The 22,037-nt window shown below is 52.1% G+C and carries 16 protein-coding genes; 15 read left to right on the forward strand and 1 reads right to left on the reverse strand.

Features of this window, described 5'->3' with window-relative positions:
* Window positions 1–138: 138 nt before the first annotated feature.
* From A372_RS0114865 to mglC, 10 genes are all read left to right on the forward strand, one after another.
* On the forward strand, window positions 139–1,323 hold the full coding sequence (locus tag A372_RS0114865; RefSeq protein WP_019421657.1) for a trans-sulfuration enzyme family protein: 1,185 nt from the start codon (window positions 139–141) through the stop codon (window positions 1,321–1,323).
* 941 nt (window positions 1,324–2,264) lie between these two features.
* Window positions 2,265–3,971, forward strand: a complete 1,707-nt coding sequence (locus tag A372_RS0114870) for a response regulator transcription factor (protein ID WP_019421658.1) — start codon at window positions 2,265–2,267, stop codon at window positions 3,969–3,971.
* Window positions 3,972–4,007: 36 nt separating this feature from the next.
* Entirely contained in the window at window positions 4,008–5,744 is a 1,737-nt protein-coding gene (locus tag A372_RS0114875; protein WP_019421659.1) for a cache domain-containing sensor histidine kinase, read from the forward strand.
* Between the two features lie 16 nt (window positions 5,745–5,760).
* Window positions 5,761–6,777, forward strand: a complete 1,017-nt coding sequence (locus tag A372_RS0114880) for a substrate-binding domain-containing protein (RefSeq protein WP_019421660.1) — start codon at window positions 5,761–5,763, stop codon at window positions 6,775–6,777.
* Window positions 6,778–7,273: 496 nt separating this feature from the next.
* Complete coding sequence (locus tag A372_RS0114885; RefSeq protein ID WP_019421661.1) at window positions 7,274–8,461, forward strand: anhydro-N-acetylmuramic acid kinase; 1,188 nt, start codon at window positions 7,274–7,276, stop codon at window positions 8,459–8,461.
* Window positions 8,462–8,566: 105 nt separating this feature from the next.
* Window positions 8,567–9,730: a serine hydrolase domain-containing protein gene (locus A372_RS0114890; RefSeq protein ID WP_036704332.1), complete on the forward strand. Its 1,164-nt coding sequence runs from the start codon at window positions 8,567–8,569 to the stop codon at window positions 9,728–9,730.
* A 184-nt stretch (window positions 9,731–9,914) separates the two neighbouring features.
* On the forward strand, window positions 9,915–10,766 hold the full coding sequence (locus A372_RS0114895; protein ID WP_019421663.1) for a MurR/RpiR family transcriptional regulator: 852 nt from the start codon (window positions 9,915–9,917) through the stop codon (window positions 10,764–10,766).
* Window positions 10,767–11,493: 727 nt separating this feature from the next.
* Window positions 11,494–12,531, forward strand: a complete 1,038-nt coding sequence (locus tag A372_RS0114900) for a galactose ABC transporter substrate-binding protein (protein WP_019421664.1) — start codon at window positions 11,494–11,496, stop codon at window positions 12,529–12,531.
* 138 nt (window positions 12,532–12,669) lie between these two features.
* On the forward strand, window positions 12,670–14,190 hold the full coding sequence (locus A372_RS0114905) for a sugar ABC transporter ATP-binding protein (RefSeq protein ID WP_019421665.1): 1,521 nt from the start codon (window positions 12,670–12,672) through the stop codon (window positions 14,188–14,190).
* A 13-nt stretch (window positions 14,191–14,203) separates the two neighbouring features.
* Window positions 14,204–15,217, forward strand: coding sequence for a galactose/methyl galactoside ABC transporter permease MglC (gene mglC / locus A372_RS0114910; RefSeq protein WP_019421666.1), 1,014 nt, complete (start codon window positions 14,204–14,206; stop codon window positions 15,215–15,217).
* A gap of 477 nt (window positions 15,218–15,694) precedes the next feature.
* On the opposite strand, the gene A372_RS0114915 is transcribed toward mglC, so the two are convergent.
* Window positions 15,695–15,883, reverse strand: a complete 189-nt coding sequence (locus A372_RS0114915) for a hypothetical protein (protein WP_019421667.1) — start codon at window positions 15,881–15,883, stop codon at window positions 15,695–15,697.
* Window positions 15,884–16,268: 385 nt separating this feature from the next.
* Here A372_RS0114915 and A372_RS0114920 point away from each other — a divergent pair, with 385 nt between their 5' ends.
* The 5 genes from A372_RS0114920 (at window position 16,269) to A372_RS0114940 (ending at window position 22,037) form a co-directional block, all read left to right on the forward strand.
* Window positions 16,269–17,030, forward strand: a complete 762-nt coding sequence (locus tag A372_RS0114920) for an IclR family transcriptional regulator (RefSeq protein WP_019421668.1) — start codon at window positions 16,269–16,271, stop codon at window positions 17,028–17,030.
* Window positions 17,031–17,104: 74 nt separating this feature from the next.
* The gene (locus A372_RS0114925; protein WP_019421669.1) at window positions 17,105–18,115 is read left to right on the forward strand and encodes an ABC transporter permease; all 1,011 of its coding nucleotides are present in this window, start codon (window positions 17,105–17,107) and stop codon (window positions 18,113–18,115) included.
* Window positions 18,116–18,210: 95 nt separating this feature from the next.
* Window positions 18,211–19,077: an ABC transporter permease gene (locus tag A372_RS0114930; RefSeq protein ID WP_237728541.1), complete on the forward strand. Its 867-nt coding sequence runs from the start codon at window positions 18,211–18,213 to the stop codon at window positions 19,075–19,077.
* A 38-nt stretch (window positions 19,078–19,115) separates the two neighbouring features.
* Window positions 19,116–20,732: an ABC transporter substrate-binding protein gene (locus tag A372_RS0114935; RefSeq protein WP_019421671.1), complete on the forward strand. Its 1,617-nt coding sequence runs from the start codon at window positions 19,116–19,118 to the stop codon at window positions 20,730–20,732.
* A gap of 45 nt (window positions 20,733–20,777) precedes the next feature.
* A complete protein-coding gene (locus A372_RS0114940) occupies window positions 20,778–22,037 on the forward strand; it encodes a M20 family metallopeptidase (protein ID WP_019421672.1) in 1,260 nt (419 codons plus the stop codon).

Below are 22,037 nucleotides of genomic sequence, written 5' to 3' on the forward strand. Positions count from 1 at the left end.
ATGATGGACTCGGTATAAGCAATCCCAAATCCTACAATTCTATGGATCAGGTTCTTCCGGCTTGTTCCACCTGTTGGAGGAAGTGAAGATGGGCCGTATGCAGCCGGAACGAACGACAGCGAAAGGATCGAATGGACAATGTCAATAGAGAAACAGCAATCCGCGCCCTGTAATACGTGGGATAAACAGACGATCGTCGTGCACGATTGCCATGATGAACGTCATTACGGCGCAGTGACGATGCCGCTGTATCAGAACAGCTTGTTCACATTCCCGTGTCATGAAGAATTTTATGAGGCGCTTGATTCTCCGCTTCATTATCATCTATATTCGCGGGGGAACAATCCGAGCGTCAATGAGCTGGAACGGCGGCTGGCGATGCTTGAAGGCGGAGAAGCAGCGCGCTGCTTCGCTTCGGGAATGGCGGCGATCTCCGCATCTATCATGTCCGCTGTCAAAGCGGGCGACCACGTCATTTGCGTGGAAAGTGTGTATGGGCCGACGCGGCAATTTCTGAGCAGCTACTTGCTGCGCTTCGGCATTGAAACGACGTTCGTAGACGGGGAGAGCATGGCGAGCATTGAAGCGGCTGTGCGTCCGAACACGACGCTGCTTTTTCTGGAAAGCCCGACGAGCATGACGATTCGTCTCCAGGACCTGCGCGCCTGCGGAGAACTCGCGCAGCGAATTGGCGCGACTACGATTATTGACAACACCTGGGCGACGCCGATCTATCAGAACCCGCTGGCGCTTGGTATCGATTTGGTCGTGCACTCCTTGACCAAATATGTAGGCGGACACAGTGATATTATGGGGGGCGTCATCATCGGCTCTAAGGAACGGCTCGAACGGATTGGTCAAGAGGAATTTCTGCTGTACGGCGGCATCATGACGCCGCAGACCGCTTGCATGGCGATGCGCGGGCTGCGCACGCTGCCGCTGCGGATGGAGCGGCTCGGGCAGAATGGACGCCAAGTTGCTGCATATTTGGAGCAGCTTCCGTTCGTGAAGCGCGTCAATCACCCGGGTCTGCCAAGCTACCCGCAATACGAGCTGGCTCAGCGGCAGATGAGCGGGTGCGGCAGCTTGTTCTCCTTCGAGGCGGCGCTTCCGGTTGAGCAATTGCAGGCGTGGGCGGACCGATTGGAATTTTTCCGCATTGGCGTTAGCTGGGGCGGCTATGAGAGCTTGGTGCAGGTCGTGCGTCCGGAAGCCTCGGACGAGAGCGAACCACTCGTGCTGGTGCGCTTGTATGTCGGACTGGAAGATCCGAACCTGCTGATCGGGGACATGAGCCGTTCTTTTCAGGCGCTTGAACAGTAAGGAATGAACGAGGCCACAAGTTCGGCGATGTCAGTAAGGAATACTGCCCTTTGAATGTGAATGAGCGAGAAATTGCAAGTAAGTGAGCAAGGATAAGGCTGCGGATCCGAAGCGGGATCGGCGGCCTTTTTGACCATTAAGGCACCTCTAAACGCGTTCGCTCATCTTCGGAAAGCCTCAATAGAAATTTTTTCATGACTGTTCCATCGCTTGCTTCACTCTCCCCTTTAATCAGAATAGCAGCTCTCCTTTCCCTTTCAAATGAGAATAGGTTGACAGTCTTTTTCGTACAATAGCTTCTCTCTCCCATACAGTCAGGGGGGATGACTGAGATAAGGGGACATGCCGTTTCGTGAAAGATATTAATTCCCGAGGGGGTCAATCTTGATTGCAGTGAATATAGAGTGGTTCATTGATGGGCGCCTCCTGATGGACGGGAACTAGAGTTGAACATAGCGTGCAGCATTCTGATGGACGGGAACTAGAGTTGAACATAGGCGTGCAGCATTCTGATGGACGAGAACCAGAGTTGAACATAGGCGTGCAGCATTCTGATGGAAGAGAACCAGAGGCGAACATAGTCTTGTTGCATTCTGAAGGAAGGGGAGAATGAAGCAAAGGGTCGGATGCAGCGAATCCTCTTCAGTCTGGACGCTTCACTATACGAACATAACAGTTCGTACATGATGAAGAATCAATGTCTATTTAACATATCGACGTTAGCGATAGAACATATCATCTGTCTCTAAGCGCGGTCGCTCATCTTCGAAATGCCTCAATAGAGGTTTTCTCATGTGCCTGCTATCAGAGATTCAGGTGGACAGGAGGTAAAAGTTATTTTAAAATGAGCTAAAAATTTCAATGCTGTGCTACGATATAACACATTGAAAGCGTTTGCTTATCGTGAAATATAGACGCTTCTGGGGAGGGAGGGCTGCGAAATGTACAAGCTGCTGCTTGTGGATGATGAAGAAGACGTGCGCGAAGGATTGCTGCGTGAAATCGAATGGAGCGGTTGCGGCTACGAGGTAATTGGCACCGCTGAGAACGGACGGGAAGCGATCGAAGCGGTGGATAAGCTGCGGCCGGACGTCGTGGTGACTGATATACAAATGCCTTTTCTGAATGGTCTGCAGCTGTCGGAAGGGATACGAGAGCAGTTCCCTACGATCAAAATCATTATTTTGACGGGCTATGACGAGTTCGAATATGCGCAAAAGGCGGTCAAGCTGCATATCGACGAATATGTGCTTAAGCCGTTTTCTTCCCAGGAGCTGATTGATGTGCTGCTCAAGGTCAAGACCAGCATGGACGAGGAGCAGGCTCAGCGAGAAAACGTACACGTGCTGCAGGAGCACTATCGCAGCAGTCTTCCCGTCTTGAAGGAAGTGTTCCTCGCATCGCTTTTCACGCGCAAAGTGAACCGTAAGGAGATCGATGAGAAATCCAGAATCTATGATTTGCCACTCTGCGGCAGTCAGTTCATGCTGTCGGTAATCAGTCTTGACATCCCGTGCTCATTGCTATCGAATCGAAAAGAAGAAGAGCCGTCTTTACAGCCATTTATACAGCAGTCTCCACAGAGGGACGCTGGGGTACCGCAGCATGCGCTGTCACTCAAGGACACGGGGGATTCCCGGCTGCAGCTGTTCGCGGTGTATAACATCGCCGAAGAAATTGTGCATAAGCATGAGCTTGGATTCGTGATGATTCATAACGAAGAAGTCGTGCTCATAAGCTGCGATGAATCGCCTGATATGGAGCCAATCCGTCAGCGGACGCTCCTTGTTCTGGAGGAAATACGGCAAAGCGTGGAACGATATTTGCGATTTTCAGTAACGGCGGGAGCCGGCACCGTCATTCATACGTTGGAAGAGGCGCCTTATGCGTACAATGCTGCGATCGCCGCGCTCGATTACCGCGTCATTCTCGGCAGTAACCGAGTCATTTGCATCGATGATGTGGAGATGCGCATGGTGGAGAAGCTGTGCTTCGATCATTGGAAGGAAGAGGCGCTCATCCGCTGCTTGAAGGTGGGGACGGCGGAGGAACTAAGGGGGATGCTCGATTCTCTTTTTCAAGGGCTGATGGAGGCTCATATTTCAGTCAAGGATTTTCAGATTTATGTAATGGAGATGCTCATCGCCCTGATGAAGGTCGCGCGGGATGCGGGCCAAGCAGCGGATACGGCCGTCGGCGATGAGCTAGCCTCGTTCGAGCGGATTCGGGAATTCCGCCATATGGAGGAGGCGAAGCAGTGGGTGCTCCAGCTGTGCACTCGGCTCATGCATCATATTGCGGCAGATCGGCAGACCTCGTATAAGAAGCTCGTGCAGGAAGCGACGTCGTTTGTCGAAGCCAATTATGAGAACAGCGATTTGTCCATCACGATGGTATGCGGGCATCTTCATATTAGCGCCGGGTATTTCAGCAGTATTTTCAAAAAGGAAACGAAGATGACGTTCATCAACTATTTACTGCAGCTGCGCATGGAAAAGGCGAAGCAGTATTTGCGCTCGACCGATTGGAAGACGTTCGAAATTGCGGAGCAAGTAGGGTATAGCGATCCGAATTATTTCAGCTACTCCTTTAAAAAATACGCGGGGCTATCGCCCAAAGAATATCGCAGCCGAGCAGATGAAGGCTGATCCGGGATCTGTCGCGCAGGAAAAGTGGAGGATGGGATGAAGTGGAGACAAATGCGAAGCATTCAGTTTATCATTGCGGCTTCATTCACGCTAATTACCATCATTGTGATGCTGTTCGTGAGCTTTGTCGTCTATGACAAATTTGCCAATACAGCGGAACAGAATGCTGTGCTGAACAATCAGCAAATCATTGATCAGGTGAAGTTCAATTTGGAATCATACGTGAGCGGAATCGGCGCCTTTTTTGAAATCATTGACGATCGCCTGAACAGAAGCGGCGGCTTGCCTGTGAAGGAGCTGCAGGAACAGCTCGACACGATCCGGATGACGCGCGACGATGTTGTAAGCATGGCCATTTTTACGATCGACGGGCAGCTCATTCAAAGCATCCCATCGCAGATGCAGCGCCGCAATACCAGCTTGACCGAACAGAGCTGGTTCACAGCTGCCGTTCAAGCGCCAGAGCAGTTGTCCTATTCGCCCCCCCACATTCAGAATCTGTTCGAAGGCACGTATAAATGGGTCGTCTCGTTGAGCAAAGGAATGACGTATCACAGGTCTGGCATAGGGGAAAAAGGGATTCTGCTGATCGACGTCAACTTCAAGACCATTGACGATCTGTGCCAGCGGGTTACGCTAGGCGGCAAAGGATATGTCTATTTGATCGACTCGATGGGGAACCTGGTCTATCATCCGCAGCAGCAGTTAATCTACAATGGGCTGAAGTATGAAAATGTGGAGCAGGTGCTCAAATATACTTACGGCAGCTATATCGACCGCTCAGGCGGGGTGGAGCGGCTTATTACGGTTAAAACCGTTAATCCGCTTGGTTGGAAGGTTGTCGGCGTGTCCTATATGGACGAGCTCGTAACGACACAGCAGGAAATCGGCGGATTTTTATTTTGGCTGCTTGCCGCCGTACTCGGCTTCGTGCTCATCGTCTCCTTCGTGCTGTCCGCTCGTATCTCTCATCCGATCAAGCGATTAGAACGAACGATGAGACTGGTGGAAAAAGGCGTGTTCAGCGTGCATATGGAGATGAGCGGCGCCGAAGAGGTCAAGCAGCTGACGAGCCGGTTCAACCTAATGGTGGCCCGCATTCATCAGCTCATGGATCAGATTATCGTGGAGCAGGAGACGAAGCGCAAGAACGAACTAGACATATTGCAGGCGCAGATTCACCCCCACTTCTTGTATAATACGCTCAATTCCGTCGTTCGCTTGGCGGGGAGCGGGCGCACGGACGATGTCGTGACGATGATTTCGTCGTTGTCGAAATTTTTCCGCATCAGCTTGAGCAAAGGCCAGCATATTATTTCGGTGCAGGAAGAGCTGGAGCATGTAAAGCACTACTTGATTATTCAAAATATTCGGTTTAAGCATCAATTTTCGTATGAGATTGAAGCGGAGGAGCGCATATTGAATAGCCGCACCCTGAAGCTCATACTGCAGCCGATCGTAGAAAATGCCATTCAGCATGGCATCGAAGGCAGCGCTGACGAAGGCTGCATTCGCATTTCGGCGCGGGAGGTTGACGGTAAGCTGCGCTTTAAAGTCAGCGACAACGGAGCGGGTATCCCGCCGCCGCGCCTTGAAGCTATTCAAGCGGGACGAGTCGAGAGCCGACAGGGATCTGGTGTAGGACTGGGCAACGTTAAGGAGCGATTGCAGTTGTATTACGGTTTAGCTTATGGTCTGGAGATCGAAAGCCAACCGGACGTGGGGACGGCGGTTACGATGTGGCTGCCGCTGGAGCGCGAAGACGAGTCATGAGGAAGGAGAAGATGAGATGCTTAGTTCATACGCTGGACAGGGGCGCGGATTAAAGGTGAAGCTGCTGCGCGCCATCGTACTGCTGCTCATCATCATGCCCCTTGCTCTCAATACGGCTTGCTCCGGTAACGGCATTATTGAAATCTCTGAGCCGGAGCAGCGTAATTTCGCGCTCGTCGTCAAGATGCTGAACGACGATTATTGGAATACGGTTCGTATGGGGGCAGAGGCGGCAGCCAAAGAATTCAACGTAAAAATTACATTTCTCGCACCTGAGCATGAGAAGGACGTCCAGCAGCAGGTGGAATATACGGAGCAAGCGCTAAAGCTGGGTGTGGATGCGCTCATTCTCGCTGCTAGCGATTACATGGCGCTCGGGCAGGTTGTGGACCAAGCGAGCTATTATAACATACCCGTTATCTCCATTGATTCCGAGGTCGGCTCCACGAAGGTACAGAGTTACATCGGTACGAATTCCTATCAAATGGGGCGGACAGCCGGGCAGGAGCTCGTCAAGCTGATGAATGGCAGAGGCAAAGTCGGCGTTATGAGCTTTATTCAAGGCGCGCATAATGCCGAGCAGCGCGAGGAGGGATTGATGGACTTGTTCTCCCGGTATGACGGAATTGAAGTGGCAGAGAAAGCGTATTGCTACTCGGATCCAGATCTTGCGTACGAGTTGACGCTTCGCATGCTGGCGAAGCATCCGGATCTGGAAGGCATCGTGGCGCTTAATTCGATCTCCTCTCTCGGTGTGGCGCGGGCCGTCAAGGACGCGGATGCCGGTCGGGCGATAAGAGTGGTTACCATCGACAGCACGCCTGAGCTTATGGGGTACCTGCAAGATGAGGTCATTGGGGCTGCCGTCGTACAGAACCCGTTTGCGATGGGGTATCTCGGCGTAAAATATGCGGCGGACGCGCTGCAGGGCTCCGATATACCGGAACGGGTGGAGACGGATGCGAAGGTGATTGATTTAAATAATATGTTCTGGCCGGAAAATCAGAAGCTGTTGTTCCCCTTCGTGAAATAATATGCATCAAGCAGTTTGGCGGCAGCAAAATGAGGGATATTCCGATAGTATGGAGATAAGTGGGGTGCAGATGGAATGGCGAAGCAGGGGGGGGGCATGCTGAATCTCGTGTATCGAAAAATACCTCCTCAATATGCTAAGTGTTGTAATTTTATGTTGTAATTATAACCAAAACAGCCAGCCTTCGAGATGATTATAAACGAATTGGCGGATAATTTTAAAATAAAAAATTATATTTTGAAATGGTATTTGAAAAAATATTTCGTTTGCGTATAATAAAGCTAAACCGCCTAGAACCTTCCTCAAAAGTCTGTCACAGCATTTGAACAGCGGCAATTGAACCCTTCCCAGAACTCCTCGATATGTTGGAAATCCCGTAAATCAATCATTATTAGACACTTCTGCAAACTGCACCTAATCGAAACAAGACTCATTCCTTATCGAACATCACTATTTTGTTATATCTGCCATCCGTCACTAGAAGGGAGAGAGCGCGATGAGATTTTCATTGGCAGGCAAACCGGTACATATCATTATAGGCTTGATGTCCGGCACGTCGTTGGACGGAATTGATGCCGCCATCGTCCAGGTACGAGGGTGCGGAATGGATGCGAAGGCCGAACTGCTCGCCTTTCATTGCATCGAATACGAGCAGGAGCTGCGGGGGCGATTAAAGGCGCTGTGCAGCAACGAACATTCCCGCGTCGCAGACCTATGTGTGATGAATGCTTACTTAGGGCGGCGATTTGCCGAAGCTGCGCTGGAAGCGGCTGCATCTGCAGGGATCGCGCTGGATGATATCGACTTTATCAGCTCGCATGGGCAAACCGTTTGGCATCAACCGACAGTACTTGATGATAATCCCTATTTTATGCCGTCGACACTGCAGATCGGCGACTTGTCCGTAATCGCGAAGCTGTCCGGCAAACCCGTCGTTGGAGATTACCGTCCGGCCGATATGGCGGTAGGCGGCCAAGGAGCCCCTTTGACGCCTTATGCGGATTATATTTTTTTTCGGCATGACGACATCGGCAGAATTGTGCAGAACATCGGGGGGATCGGGAACTGTACCATACTTCCGGCGGGAGCGTCATCTGATGCAGTCACCGCTTTTGATACCGGACCTGGCAACATGCTGATCGATCAAGCGGTCTACCAGTTATCAGACGGAGTGCTCCACTATGATCGCAATGGGGAGTGGGCAGCGCAAGGGCGGGTGAACGAAGAGCTGCTTGCGGAGATGCTAGCCCATCCATACTTCCACCTGGAGCCGGTGAAGACGACCGGCAGGGAAATGTTCGGCAGTGAGTATGCCGCGAAATGGATCGCAGAAGGACTCCATCGGCAGTTGTCTGCCGAGGATATCATCGCCACATTCACGTCATTGACGGTACGCTCGATTGCATGCGCTTACCGCGAGTTCGTCTTCGGCCAGCACTCCGTTAGCGAAGTGATCGTGAGCGGCGGCGGAGCCAAGAACTTGACGCTGATGGGCTGGCTGGCAGCGGAACTGCCGGAGCAGAAGGTGATGGCATCCGATGAAATGGGCATGCCGGGCGATGCGAAAGAGGCGGTTGCCTTTGCGCTATTGGCGAACGATTTCGTGCATGGCGTCACGAACAACCTGCCTGCCGTGACCGGAGCGGCGAGCCCAACTGTCATGGGGAAGCTGGCGCTGCCATAATTGTCGATTGAGAGAGGAGGATATAGAGATGAACGAGAGGGAACAACGAGTGATGGGATGGCCGCAAAGCGTTGTCCTACAGCGAAATGAAAGCGATTGCTTGTCTTGAAGGGGCCTATTCTGCCAGACGGAGCGGAGAGATTGGGCCTAAGCGGCACTGCTCTGCAAGCGGCTTGGGCGCTTCTCGACCATGCGGTCGCGCAGCAGAACATCCCCGGCGGCGTTGCGCTTGTCGCACGGAACGGGCATTTTACCACTTATGCGTCAGGCCATGCTGTGATGGGCAACGGTGTTGCGATACCAGCTTCTGCCGACACCCTCTATGATTGTGCTTCGCTAACGAAGGTCGTCGTCACGCTGCCACTGATTCTGATGTTGTCGGATCAAGGGAAGCTCGGACTCGATGATCTAGTTGCCGCTTATGTGCCGGAATTCGGGCAATCCGGCAAGCACGCGGTTACCATCCGCCAGCTGCTGTCGCATACTTCGGGATTGGCTGCGCACTGGGATCTGTACTCGCACGGATGGACGCCGAACGAAATGTTCGCTTGCATCTGCCGGATGAAGCCGGCACACGTCCCGGGCACCCGCTGCGTATACAGCTGCTTGGGCTATATCGTGCTTGGCCGGATAGCGGAACGGCTTCTGGGCGAGCCGTTCGCTCAGGCCGCTGAACGCTTGCTGTTCCGGCCGCTCGGAATGTCAGCCAGCTGCTTCAACCCGCCATGCGAATGGCGCCCGCGCATCGCCGCGACCGAGTATGACCCGGCGCTGGGCGGGTTCCGGTGGGGCCGCGTGCATGACGAGAATGCGCATGCGTTCGGCGGGGTCAGCGGCAATGCAGGGCTGTTCGCCACCGCAGACGACTTGGCGCGGTACGCGCAGATGTGGCTCGTCAGCGCCAACGCAGGTGTCGAAAAAGGAGACACCGTTGCAGCCACGACGCACGCCCATACGGGGCAAGCCAATGCGCTGCTCTCGCCGTCCGCGGTCCGTCAAGCCCTCAGCAGCCATACGCCCCGTATCCGGGGGGCCCATCGGGGGCTTGGATGGGTGCTGAAGGACGACCCTGCAGATGTGACGGGCAACGGACTTTCGCGAAGCAGCTATGGACATACCGGATTCACGGGCACGAGCCTCTGGATCGATCCCGAGCGCGATCTTGTCGTTGTCCTGCTGACGAATCGGGTTCATTTCGGACGCGACATATCTATTGCGAAGTTGCGCCATGACATCCATCAAGCAGTCGCAGCGGCAATACGAGATTAGAACTCGTCTAACGCAAACGTCCGTGCTCTTTATGCAAACCATTATGAAGCATTGACTCTGAGCGGATGTGGAAAAAATTTATAGAATAGGTTGAACACGGACGCCTGCAGCGGGTGCAGCATTTGAAGTGATGGCGCCAACGCCGCCGATGCACTACAATAGGAAGATGAAGGAGGGATGGCGAATGAACGGAGGATTAGTGCGGCTGCGGGAAATTTTGGACGATATTACGCCATCCGAACGCAAAGTCGCCGAATTCATCTTACAGCATCCAGCGGATATGATTGGGATGTCCATTGCGGAGCTTGCTCGTCAGAGCGGGGGAAGTCAAGCGGCGGTCATACGGTTGTGCAAGTCGATGGGATTCAAAGGGTACCAAGAGCTGATGCTGAAGGTTGCCGGCGACTTGCAGGAAGGCAAGGAACCCCAAGGTTATCAGGAAATCCGGCCTCACGATTCGGTGGAGACGATTATTCAGAACGTATCGAACAACAACATTCAATCGATTCGTGATACGGTCAAAATATTGGACGCCGCTATGGTTACGATGGCGGTGGAAGCAATGCACCAGGCGGAACGGCTGTATTTTTTTGGCTTAGGGGCCTCGAACCTGATTGCGCAGGATGCGCAGCACAAATTTTTACGGATTAACAAGACAAGCTTTTCGTATACCGATCCGCATTTACAGCTGACCTCCGCAGTCATGCTCACGTCGCAGGACGCGGCTATCGGCATTTCATATTCGGGGGAAACGGAATACGCCATTGCCAGCCTTAAAGCAGCTCGCGAAGCAGGTGCAACCACGATTAGCATTACGAAATACGGACACTCTACCTTAAGTGCGATTGCGGATATTCCGCTCTTCATTTCCTCGACAGAGAACGAAATCCGTAGCGGAGCGATGGCGTCCCGTATTACCCAGCTCAATATTATCGATATTCTCTATCTGGGGGTGGCGAGCCGGAATTACGACAATTCAGTCACCTATTTGGAGAAGAGCCGCGCCATTATTCACGATGTGAAAGGTCAACGGTAATGACCTGAAGCGTCCGAGAAATAATGAGAGCGGACAATTGAAACGGAATAACGATTGGAGCTCAGCTCCTTGATCCTTGATGCGCCCGACAGGTGTATCAAGGATTTTTTTCGCCTTGGAGCCGTAACTTTATCCTTTTCGAAGAAAGTATGCCTGTTCAAACCCTTGCCTCACTCTCCCTCTCATTCAGAATGGCAGTCCCTTCTCTTTCACACGAAAACATGTTGTCGGGCTTCTGTGCTAAGGCCCTTAGCTCTACTCTCCCATACAGTCAGTAGGGATAACGTCGAGGAAAAATAAGGTTTATGCTGTTTCATATACCATAAAGGGGTGCTCCTGATGAAAGTGAACCAGAGGTCCTCATGCGTACTGCCCTCGTTCCCGATGGAAAATAAGCAGGGGCGTCCTTAGGGGTGTGCTGCCTTCCCGATGGAAGAGAATCAGAGACGTCCTTAGAAGTACCGCCTCATTCCTGATGGAAGGGGAGAATGAAGCAAAGCGGCTGATGTAGCGAATCACCGTCAGTCCGTCAGTCTGAACGCGCTACGGCACGAGTGCGCATTTTCGATTTCGATAATTATGGTACGCCTCAATAGAGGTTTTCTCATCAAGATGTGAGGATTTCAATAGAAATGATGAGGATTTTCTGTTCTTTATGAACGATGTCTCCGTCATAATAATTTCATAGCCTTATTCATGCTTTACAACAAAAGGGAGGTTGTTAGGAATGAAGAAATGGACAGCAATGCTGCTTTTCTGCGTTATGCTAACGGTTGCGGGCTGCTCTTCCGGTTCGTCGGGTGCGGGAGGCGGCAATTCGGGCGGATCCGGCACCGAGCCGAATATCGGGGTTGCGATTTATAAGTTCGACGATACATTCATGACCGGGGTGCGCAATGCAATTACGGAAGCGGCAAAGGGCAAGGCGAAGGTCGATATCGTAGACAGCCAAAATTCACAACCGACCCAAAACGACAAGATTGATTTGTTCATTACGAAAAAAGTGGATGCGCTTGTAGTCAATCCGGTCGATCGAACCGCGGCTGGAGTCATTATCGACAAGGCGAAGGCGGCCGACATTCCGGTCGTATTTCTGAACCGTGAACCGCTGCCGGAAGATATGAAGAAGTGGGATAAAGTGTATTATGTCGGCGCTAAGGCCGAAGAATCAGGCACTATTTCAGGCCAGCTCCTCGTCGATTATTGGAAGGCCAATCCAGACGCGGATAAGAACAAGGACGGCGTGCTTCAATACGTCATGCTGAAGGGGGAGCCGGGTCATCAAGATGCGGAACTGCGCACGAAGTACTCCGTCCAGGCGCTTGAGGATGCAGGCATTAAGGTGGAGAAGGTGGCGGAAGACACCGGCATGTGGGACCGCGTAAAAGGCCAAGAGAAAATGGCGGCGTTCCTTGCCGCTCATGGCGACAAAATTGAAGCGGTGCTTGCGAACAACGATGACATGGCGCTTGGCGCAATTGAGGCGCTGAAGGCCTCGGGATATTTTACGGGTGATAAGAAGATGCCGGTCGTCGGCGTCGATGCGACCGCTCCGGCGCTCCAAGCGCTCAAGGATGGCACGATGCTTGGCACGGTGCTGAACGACGCGAAGAACCAAGGGAAAGCGGCGCTGGGACTGGCCGCTGTATTGGCGAAGGGGGAAGTGCCGAACAAAGACAATAGCGGATATGATCTGACGGACGGCAAGTTCGTCTGGATTCCGTATAAAAAGATTACGAAGGACAACATCGATGACGCGCAATAGACGTTTGATAGCAAACGAATATACGTAATTAACGGCATGGGGCTCGGGTGCTCGAGCGCTAAGGGGCCCCTGTTGCTGTGCCAAAAGTAGAATCGTTATGAGCAGATTGCAGCTTTCTTGAAGCAAGGGGGTTCCCAGATGAATACTCAACCCTATTTATTGGAAATGAGCAACATCTCTAAGCAATTTCCGGGGGTAAAGGCGCTTGACCAAGTTACACTCAAGGTGCGCGCGGGAACGGTGCATGCGCTTATGGGGGAGAACGGAGCGGGCAAGTCGACGCTCATGAAGTGCTTGTTCGGCATATACCAGCCTGATGAAGGAGACATCGTCTTACAGGGGCAGAAGGTGAGCATTCTCGACTCGAAGGATGCGCTCAAGCTTGGTATTTCGATGATTCATCAGGAGCTGCATCCGGTTCCCCATCGCAATGTGATGGAGAATATTTGGCTCGGCCGATTTCCGATGAAGGGGCTTGGTCCGTTCAAGATCGTTGACGAGAAGAAGATGCTGCAAGATACAGAGCGGCTGATGGCTGATCTAGGCATGAATATTGCACCGTTAGTTAGAGTGGGAAGCCTATCCGTATCCAAAATCCAATCGCTCGAGATTGCCAAGGCCGTCTCTTTTCAGTCAAAAATCATCGTCATGGATGAGCCGACCTCTTCGTTAACGGGCAACGAAGTGGAGCAGTTGTTTACGATTATCGAGCAGCTCAAGCAGCGTGGCGTAGCAATCATTTATATTTCTCACAAAATGGAAGAAATTTTACGTATCTCCGACGATGTTACGATTATGCGGGATGGCAGGCTCATCGGCACCTGGCCAGCAGATGAGATGACGACCGATCTCATTATTTCAAGGATGGTTGGACGGGATTTGACGGAGCGCTTTCCTGAGCGGAGCAATGTGCCCGGTGAAGTTATTTTGCGCGCAGAAGGATTGACTTCCCCGCTTCCAAAGTCATTCCAGCATGTCAGCTTTGAGCTTAGAAGAGGCGAGATATTGGGTGTGGGCGGGCTCGTCGGCGCGCAGCGGACCGAACTGATTGAAGCGTTGTTCGGCTTGCGTTCCGTGCATTCGGGTACGCTTTCCATTCACGGCAAGCCCGTTCGCATCCGCTCGCCATTCGATGCCAAGAAGCACCGCATTGCCTTGCTGACGGAGGATCGGAGAGTGACAGGAATCTTTCCGGTGCTGTCCGTTATGGAAAACACAGTTATCGCGAATCAAGCGAAATATGCTGCGCCGTATGGGTTATTGAATGACAAGAAGCGAAGAGCGGACGTAACACGGAGCATCGAAATGCTGCGCGTGAAGACCCCATCGATGAGAACGCTCATCCAAAACTTGTCTGGTGGCAATCAGCAGAAGGTGCTGCTGGCGAGATGGCTGCTCACCGATCCGGAAATATTGCTGCTCGACGAACCGACCCGCGGCATCGATGTCGGCGCGAAATACGAAATCTATTCCATCATTGCCGAACTTGCGCAGCAGGGAAAGAGCATCATTATGATTTCTTCCGAAATGCCCGAGCTGCTTGGCATGTCCGATCGCATCATGGTCATGTGCGAAGGAAGATGTTCCGGCATTATCGATGGGAAGCAGGCTACCGAAGAAGAGATCATGCGTCTTGCTGCCCAGCATGCCGCACATTGAAGGAGGACATATTATGACCCGCATCAAAAATGCACAGCAGTTCATGTCACAAAATGCGATTTACATCGTACTGCTCCTGTTAGTTGTGTGCATTGCTTTTTGGGATCCGAGATTTCTGTCCGTGACGACGATTCGCGATATTTTTCTGCAGTCGTCTACGCGTGCGATTATTGCGCTGGGTGCGGCTTTTATCCTTATTACCGGCGGAGTCGACCTATCTGCAGGGCGTGTCGTCGGCTTGACGGCGGTCTTGTCGGCATCCATGCTGCAATTGTCCGAGTATCCTCGCAAATTTTTTCCTGACTTGCAGCAGCTTCCGCTATGGGTTCCAGTCATTTTGGCCATAGCTGCAGGACTTATCGTTGGGCTGATGAATGGCTTTATCGTGTCCAAGTTCAGCGTGCCGCCGTTTATTGCCACGCTAGGCACGATGGTGGCGGTGTACGGGCTCAACTCGATCTATTTCGATATGGAGCCGAATCAATCGCAGCCCATCGGCGGCTTGCGCGAGGATTTCAGCCGTCTCGGAACCGGCTATATCGGACCGAGCGGGCCGTACTCTGTGCCGTATATCGTCATCATCGCGATTGCGGTTGCGCTGCTCGTCTGGCTTGTATTCAACAAGACGCGGCTCGGCAAGAACATGTACGCCATCGGCGGCAACATACAGGCGGCAAAGGTATCCGGTATTAATGTCAGCCGCAACTTGATCGCGATATACGCCATTGCAGGTGCGCTGTACGGCTTGGCAGGGGTGCTGGAAGCGGCGCGTACAGGGGGAGCGACGAACAACTACGGGAATATGTATGAACTCGATGCCATTGCAGCCTGTGTCGTGGGAGGCGTATCAACGTCGGGCGGCATCGGTACTGTGCCTGGCATTATGGCGGGCGTGCTCATCTTTGGAGTGATCAATTACGGTCTGACCTTCATTGGCGTCAATCCGTATTGGCAGCTTATTATTAAAGGGCTTATCATTGTGTCGGCCGTCGCATTCGATATGCGCAAATATGTGGCCAAAAAATAATGAACAGGGGTCGGAAGCGACCCCTGTTCAGGCTGTCGGGAAACCCTGCTAAGTTGGAACACCGAGGGAGAATATCCGCTGGCGAGTCCTGACGCGACTTTGCATCTGTGTCATCACTGTAAAGTTTTAACTCAAAAGACTTGAATGACTTGGATTCAACAACGACGGAAGTGGATGCCCCGTGTATGTGCTCGGCCCAGTCTTTTCTGCTAAGAAAAAAGCAGGGTGAAGGCTTGGCCGTATCCCCCCTTGTCTTACCCATTGGAATTTTCCAATGAAAAAGCTGCGTAAACCACTTTAGAATAGGCTACATTGGAAATGATCCAATGGTTTGACACTCCATCCGCAGTATTCGCTGAACAGCCAGATCCACTGGACAAAGTACAGTCCACATGCCGTTTAGCCGTCCAGTTCGCACATTCTGCTGTATATTTTCCAATGGGGCAATTGTCTTCATAGCACGCATTCGTCTTCGTATCACGCAACCGGGTTCGTAAGAACACGGTCTGCATACGAGAATGGCCGCATTGGGGCGGCAGCGGCGCTCACATCCGACTCGGCAGTTTCATCTTGCGCAGTGCTTGCCGCAACGGGCAGGACGAACAAGGACTGCAGGGAACCGAGCAGGAGGGCAAAGCATAGAAACCATTTCACTTTGTTGCGCAACAGGAATCACTCCTTCCGAATACATAGTTCAAACGATTTAGCACGGAGAATGAAGTGAAGCTGGTACAGCACAAATTAAAACGTTTTCACTTAAAGCTATGTACCGAAATCTTTGTCTCATGAATGTAATTTAAGGCGAAGTACACAGTACAGCTTCGTATTCAGGCACCGTTACATTACATGTCAGGTTTGTGCATCCATAATATACATATGTCCTTTTTCAGGAGACATAAAAGTTGACATGTCCACATGGTAAAAACAAGGAAAAAAAGTTGTTGATCTTTCTTCGGCATCGTTTATAATGATGAAAAATTATTTATAGAAACAGTGTATCTATAATCGGTACGAAAGTCTTATTCAAGAAAATAGGGGAAGAGGTGAGGATGTGTCGCTCAAGACGCTGGCCAAATCGCTCGAATTGCTCGATTGCTTTACATCGGATCATCCGATATGGGGGGTGCGTGATTTAGCGAAGAAGCTGGGGATGCATCACTCGGTCGTGCATCGCATCATGACGACGTTTGAACAGCACGGCTTTCTAATTCAGAACAAAGAAACACAGAAATACCATCTCGGATTGAAGCTGCTGGAATACGGGAAAGTCATCACCGATCAGCTCAACATTCAGCAATATTTTCAGCCTATATTGAAGGAAATAGCAAATTCAACCGGTGAGTCGGTCTATCTGAACATGCTGGAAGGGAAAGAGGGCGTATGCGTATCCATCGTCCTTAGCTCGAAGGATATTCAATATTTGATTCCGGTTGGCGATCGTTCGCCGCTGTATGCCGGAGCTTCCCAGAAGGTCATGATGGCGTATGTATCCGCGGAGCTGCGGGAAGAAATTATTCAGGAAGGCTTGATGTCCGTCACTTCACGGACGATTACCGATCCGCTGAGCTTGCGTGTTCAATTGGCGCAGATCAAAGAAGAAGGCTGGTGCATTTCTGTCGGAGAATATACGGAAGACGTGGTAGGCATTTCCGTGCCGATGTTGGATAGTCACAGACGCATTTTGGGTTCCATTACGATTGCGGGACCGAGATACCGGATTGATGAAGCTCGGAGCGATTCCTATTTGCGCATCTTGCTCAACCAAGTTCCTTTAATACGGCAAAGCTGCAATATTATCTCGCATATGTGGTAGCCAGGCTTCACAATTTTACACAGTCATACTTTATTAAACTAACGAGACACTGCTTTAAAGGGGGAGGGGTTGCATTGCTACAATTCATTACTCGACGTCTGTTATACCTCATTCCAAGCTTGCTCGGCATCGTGCTCATCACGTTCATATTATCAAGGGTGTTGCCAGGTGATCCTGCCTTGATGATTGCCGGAGAACAGGCGCCGCAGCACGTGGTGGAGAACATTCGCACTCAGCTCGGGCTAAATGATCCGCTGTATGTACAGTTCGGCGCTTATGTGAAGCAGCTGTTGCAAGGGGATCTGGGAGTGGCTTGGCATACAGGCCATACCGTGCTGGAGGATTTCGCTGTCCGCCTGCCTGCCACAATTGAGCTTGGCTTTGTCAGCCTGCTGATCGCGTTATTGGTTGCCATCCCGGTAGGCATCGTGGCCGCAACGAAAAAAGAATCGATAGTGGATCATATCTCCCGTATTTTTTCGCTCATCGGCGCTTGTATGCCAGTATTCTGGCTCGGACTGTTGCTCATTTTATTTTTCTATTCCAAGCTTGGCATTGCGCCTGCTCCAATGGGCCGCATCGGCGGAGACATTCTCCCGCCAACGAACATTACCGGTCTATACCTTGTAGACAGCTTGCTCACTGCCGATTGGGTAGCGTTTAAGCAATCATTATCTCATCTTCTTCTTCCGGCGATTTGCCTTAGCGCCGGCACGATGGCCATTATCGCGCGCATGATGCGCTCCAGCATGCTGGAGGTTATCGGTCAGGATTATATCCGTACTGCAAGAGCAAAAGGCTTGAATGAGCGTTCCGTGGTGTACAAGCATGCTTTGGTTAATGCTTCGATACCAACGGTGACAATGATCGGTCTGCAAATCGGCTATTTGCTCGGAGGCGCGGTCATTACGGAGACGATCTTTGCTTGGCCTGGCGTCGGAAGCTATGTTACGGAATCCATTTTGGCAACCGATTACGCCCCAATTCAGGCGTTTACATTACTAAGCGCTGTCGTGTATAGCTGCATCAATTTGCTTGTCGATATGGTGTATGGCTTAATCGACCCGCGCATTCGCTACGAATAATCAATCTCTCATATCATGACATCTTAGGAGGTGCAACTGTGATGAAAGCATCAACCTCACCGTCCGCTGTAGTAGCTGCGGCGAGCGAACCGTCCATGCTGCAGGAAGCTTGGTTTGCGCTGCGGCAGTGGAGCAAGCTGTTCCTCCGCAATAAGCTTGCCGCGCTCGGTCTCTTCCTGATCGTTCTATGGACGCTCTTTGCCGTTGCCGCGCCGCTTGTCGCACCCTACGCGCCGGATGCGACGCAACTGGAGGCGAAGCTGCAGGGGCCAAGCGGAGCGCATTGGTTCGGAACCGATCAGTTCGGTCGGGACATCTTCAGCCGTGTCATATATGCAGCGCGCATATCGATCTGGACCGGGCTTATCGCCGTCGGAATTTCCTTCTTCATCGGGGTTCCGCTAGGCGGCATTGCCGCTTATTATGGCGGCTGGATCGGGAATCTTATTATGCGCGTAATGGACATATTCCTGGCGTTTCCTTCGCTTATTCTGGCGATGGCTATCGCTGCCGCTATGGGCCCTGGCCTCATTAGCGCGATGATGGCGGTAGGCATCGTCGGAATTCCGGAGTTCGCCCGTCTCATGTACAGCCAGACGATCTACTTGAAGGAACGAGAATTCGTGGAGGCGAGCCGTTCCATCGGGGTGAAGGATAGTGCCATTCTTGTCCGGCATATTTTCCCGAATGCGTTAGCTCCACTGCTTGTCCGTATTACGCTTGGGATGGGGTTCTCTATTCTGACGGCAGCGAGCTTGAGCTTTCTCGGCCTCGGCGTTCGTCCTCCGCTTGCGGAGTGGGGAGCGATGATATCCGAAGGACGGGAGTACATTATTACCGGTGAATGGTGGCTAGTCACGTTCCCAGGGCTTGCTATAGCAACGACGATACTCGGATTCAACCTGCTCGGCGACGGGCTGCGCGACGTGCTCGACCCGCGGCTTCGCACGAGCCGGAAGTAAAATACGATTCTATTTTGAACATCTAGGGGGAGGAAACAATGATGAAACGAAGCAACACAATGATGATGGCCATTGCATTGACGCTCATTCTGACCTTGCTTGCGGGCTGCGCGCCGAAAGCGAACCAAGCTGGAGGAGACAGTAACACCGGTGCAGCGGGAGAACAAGCAAATACGCCTGCAAATGGTACCGGGAGCAAGACGCTCACCGTCGCCTATTCCGAAGGCGGGCAGACGCTCGATCCGGCGGAAGCGAACGATCTGACTTCTGATACATTGGTGCTGTCCACCTATGATCAGCTCGTAACCTATGGCGTCAAAAATGTAAACGGCGCAGATATCGCCGCCACAGAAGAAATCAAGCCGATGCTGGCCGAGTCGTGGGACGTATCCGACGACCAGAAGACGTATACGTTCAAGCTGCGTAAGGACGTGAAGTTCCATAGCGGTAATCCGTTGAATGCCGATGCGGTCGTATTCTCGCTCGATCATATTAAGAACTCTAACTCGGGCGGATTTTTGTATCAGCAGGCCTCCATCGAGTCGTTCCGCAAGGTGGACGATGCTACGGTGGAAGTGAAGCTGGAGCGTCCGAATCATATGTTTTTGCAAATTTTAGCGATGTACTCCTTCTCGGTCATCGATCCGCAAGCGATTGAAGGCGATGCGAATGAGTTCCTAAAGACCAATACGGCCGGCTCCGGTCCGTTCAAGCTTGAAAAATGGGATCCTTCCTCCGAAGCAGTGTTCGTGGCGAACGACAATTACTGGCAAGAGCGTGCCAAGCTGGACAAAGTTGTCATGAAGTTCATGAAGGAAGCATCGTCCCGCACGATGCTGCTGAACAAAGGCGACATCGACCTTGCTATGGAGATTCCGCCGAAGGATGTCGATACGCTGAAGCAGAACAACGATCTGACTGTACGTTCTGATGCGAGCAACCGCATTTTGTATATGGGTCTGAACAATAACATGAAGCCATTTGACAATCCGAAGGTGCGTCAAGCGATCGAATATGCAATTCCGCATGATGCGCTCTTGAAGGACGTCATGTATGGACAAGCCAAGCAGATGAAGAGCATCGTGGCCAGCAATACGCCTGGCTTCTCCGATAAGGGCTATGTGTATGAATATAACTTGGACAAAGCGAAGCAGCTGTTGAAGGAAGCAGGCTATGAGGACGGCTTCCAGTTCGACTTCACGCTAGGTTCCGGCTTTAAAGATTGGGAGGACGCTGCGACGGTCATTCAAGCAGAGCTGAAAAAGATCGGCGTGACGATGAACATTAACAAGCTGGCGCGCGCGCAGTTCCTGGAACAGCTTCGCACTGGCAATGTGCAGGCATTCATGTCGAAATGGACCTCCTTCGTCAATGATCCGGAATATCATCTTGGGTTCTTGGTCGACAGCGCAAGTTCATCCAACTATGTGCATTACAACAATACGAAGGTGAACGAACTGCTGAAGCAAGCGGCCGTCGAAACGGACATGACGAAGCGCAACGGAATGTATGAAGAGATCCAAAGCCTCATTAATACGGACATGCCTTACTTGTACATGTATGAATATAACCGACTCGTGGCGTTCAACAACGACGTGAAAGGTTACATCTTCTTCCCAGATGAGTGCTTGCGTTTTTACCCGATTTCGAAATAAGCGATCGCCATCATAACGGTTATGAACTAACAGGAGGGGATTTCGGTGAACGAATGGAAGCAACGCTGGATAGACGAAGTGGAACAACGCAGAGATGAACTGCTGGAATTGTGCTCAAGACTCATTCAATTCCCAACAGAGAACCCTCCCGGGGACTCGCGTGAAATTAGCCAATTCATTATCGACTACTTGGCCGAGGTTGGCATCGATACAGAAGTGCATGACGCAGGCGGGAACATGCTGAATCTGATTGCGACGATCGGCGATGAAGCTGCTTCAGATCGCCATCTTATCTATTGCGGTCATACGGATGTCGTGCCGGCAGGCGACCGTTCCCGCTGGGATTTCGACCCGTTCTGCGGTGAGGTGCGGGACGGATATGTGCTCGGACGCGGAGCGAGCGATATGAAGTGCGGCTTGGCGGGACTTATTTTCAGCGTAAAGCTGCTGAAGGATCTGCAAGTTCCGCTGCAAGGCAGACTGTCGCTGCTTATCGTGCCGGACGAAGAGACAGGCGGACATCTCGGCGTGCCGTGGGTATTCGAGCGAGAGCTCATTCACGGTACGGCAGCAGTCATTGCCGAGCCATCGCATCCGCTGCATCCGACGATCGGGCAAAAGGGCAGCTGCTGGTTCAACTTCACGGTGCCGGGCACGCCGGGACACGGCAGCTTGTCTCCGCTGCTTGGCGATAACGCCATCATGAAGGCGGCCGCGGCCGTTCAGGCGCTGCAGCAGCTGCATCACTATCCGGTGGATCTGCCGGATGAAGTGAAGGATATTATCGAAGTGACGAAGCAGTATATCGCTCAAAAAGAAAATGCGGACTTCTCCGCTATTATCGACCGCGTGTCGGTCAATGTGGGGCTCATCGAAGGCGGAACGAAGACGAACGTCGTGCCTGACCGCTGCACGGTCAGTGTCGATACGCGCCTTCCGTTCGGAGTCGAACCGAGCCAAGTGCTGGCCGAGGCGACACGTTTGCTCGCCGGCATCGGCATTGAGACGGATCTTCACCCGGAAGGCTTCCAAGGGTTGGCCAACTGGACGCCGTCAACCGATCCAATCGTGGAGGAGCTCGTGCAGCATATATGCGACGTGAAGCAGGAAGAAGCATACGGAGTATTGCAATGGGCTTCCAGCGATGCGCGGCATTTCCGCCGCGTCGGCATCCCGGTGCTGCAATACGGTCCTGCAGAGCTGTCCACCATTCACGGTTTCAACGAGAAGGCACCGGTGCAGGATGTGGTGGATGCGGCCAAGGTATACACGTTGACCGCGCTCAGCTACTTGGGTGGTGAATAG

Origin of the sequence: Paenibacillus sp. OSY-SE (assembly GCF_000283315.1) — a bacterium.
Classification (GTDB): domain Bacteria; phylum Bacillota; class Bacilli; order Paenibacillales; family Paenibacillaceae; genus Paenibacillus_B; species Paenibacillus_B profundus.

Excerpts from the sequence above, each read along its gene's own strand:
- A372_RS0114865 (WP_019421657.1), top strand. The coding sequence starts at position 139 with ATGTCAATAGAGAAACAGCAATCCGCGCCCTGTAATACGTGGGATAAA.
- A372_RS0114870 (WP_019421658.1), top strand. The coding sequence starts at position 2,265 with ATGTACAAGCTGCTGCTTGTGGATGATGAAGAAGACGTGCGCGAAGGA.
- A372_RS0114875 (WP_019421659.1), top strand. The coding sequence starts at position 4,008 with ATGAAGTGGAGACAAATGCGAAGCATTCAGTTTATCATTGCGGCTTCA.
- A372_RS0114880 (WP_019421660.1), top strand. The coding sequence starts at position 5,761 with ATGCTTAGTTCATACGCTGGACAGGGGCGCGGATTAAAGGTGAAGCTG.
- A372_RS0114885 (WP_019421661.1), top strand. The coding sequence starts at position 7,274 with ATGAGATTTTCATTGGCAGGCAAACCGGTACATATCATTATAGGCTTG.
- A372_RS0114895 (WP_019421663.1), top strand. The coding sequence starts at position 9,915 with ATGAACGGAGGATTAGTGCGGCTGCGGGAAATTTTGGACGATATTACG.
- A372_RS0114900 (WP_019421664.1), top strand. The coding sequence starts at position 11,494 with ATGAAGAAATGGACAGCAATGCTGCTTTTCTGCGTTATGCTAACGGTT.
- A372_RS0114905 (WP_019421665.1), top strand. The coding sequence starts at position 12,670 with ATGAATACTCAACCCTATTTATTGGAAATGAGCAACATCTCTAAGCAA.
- mglC (WP_019421666.1), top strand. The coding sequence starts at position 14,204 with ATGACCCGCATCAAAAATGCACAGCAGTTCATGTCACAAAATGCGATT.
- A372_RS0114930 (WP_237728541.1), top strand. The coding sequence starts at position 18,211 with ATGCTGCAGGAAGCTTGGTTTGCGCTGCGGCAGTGGAGCAAGCTGTTC.
- A372_RS0114935 (WP_019421671.1), top strand. The coding sequence starts at position 19,116 with ATGATGAAACGAAGCAACACAATGATGATGGCCATTGCATTGACGCTC.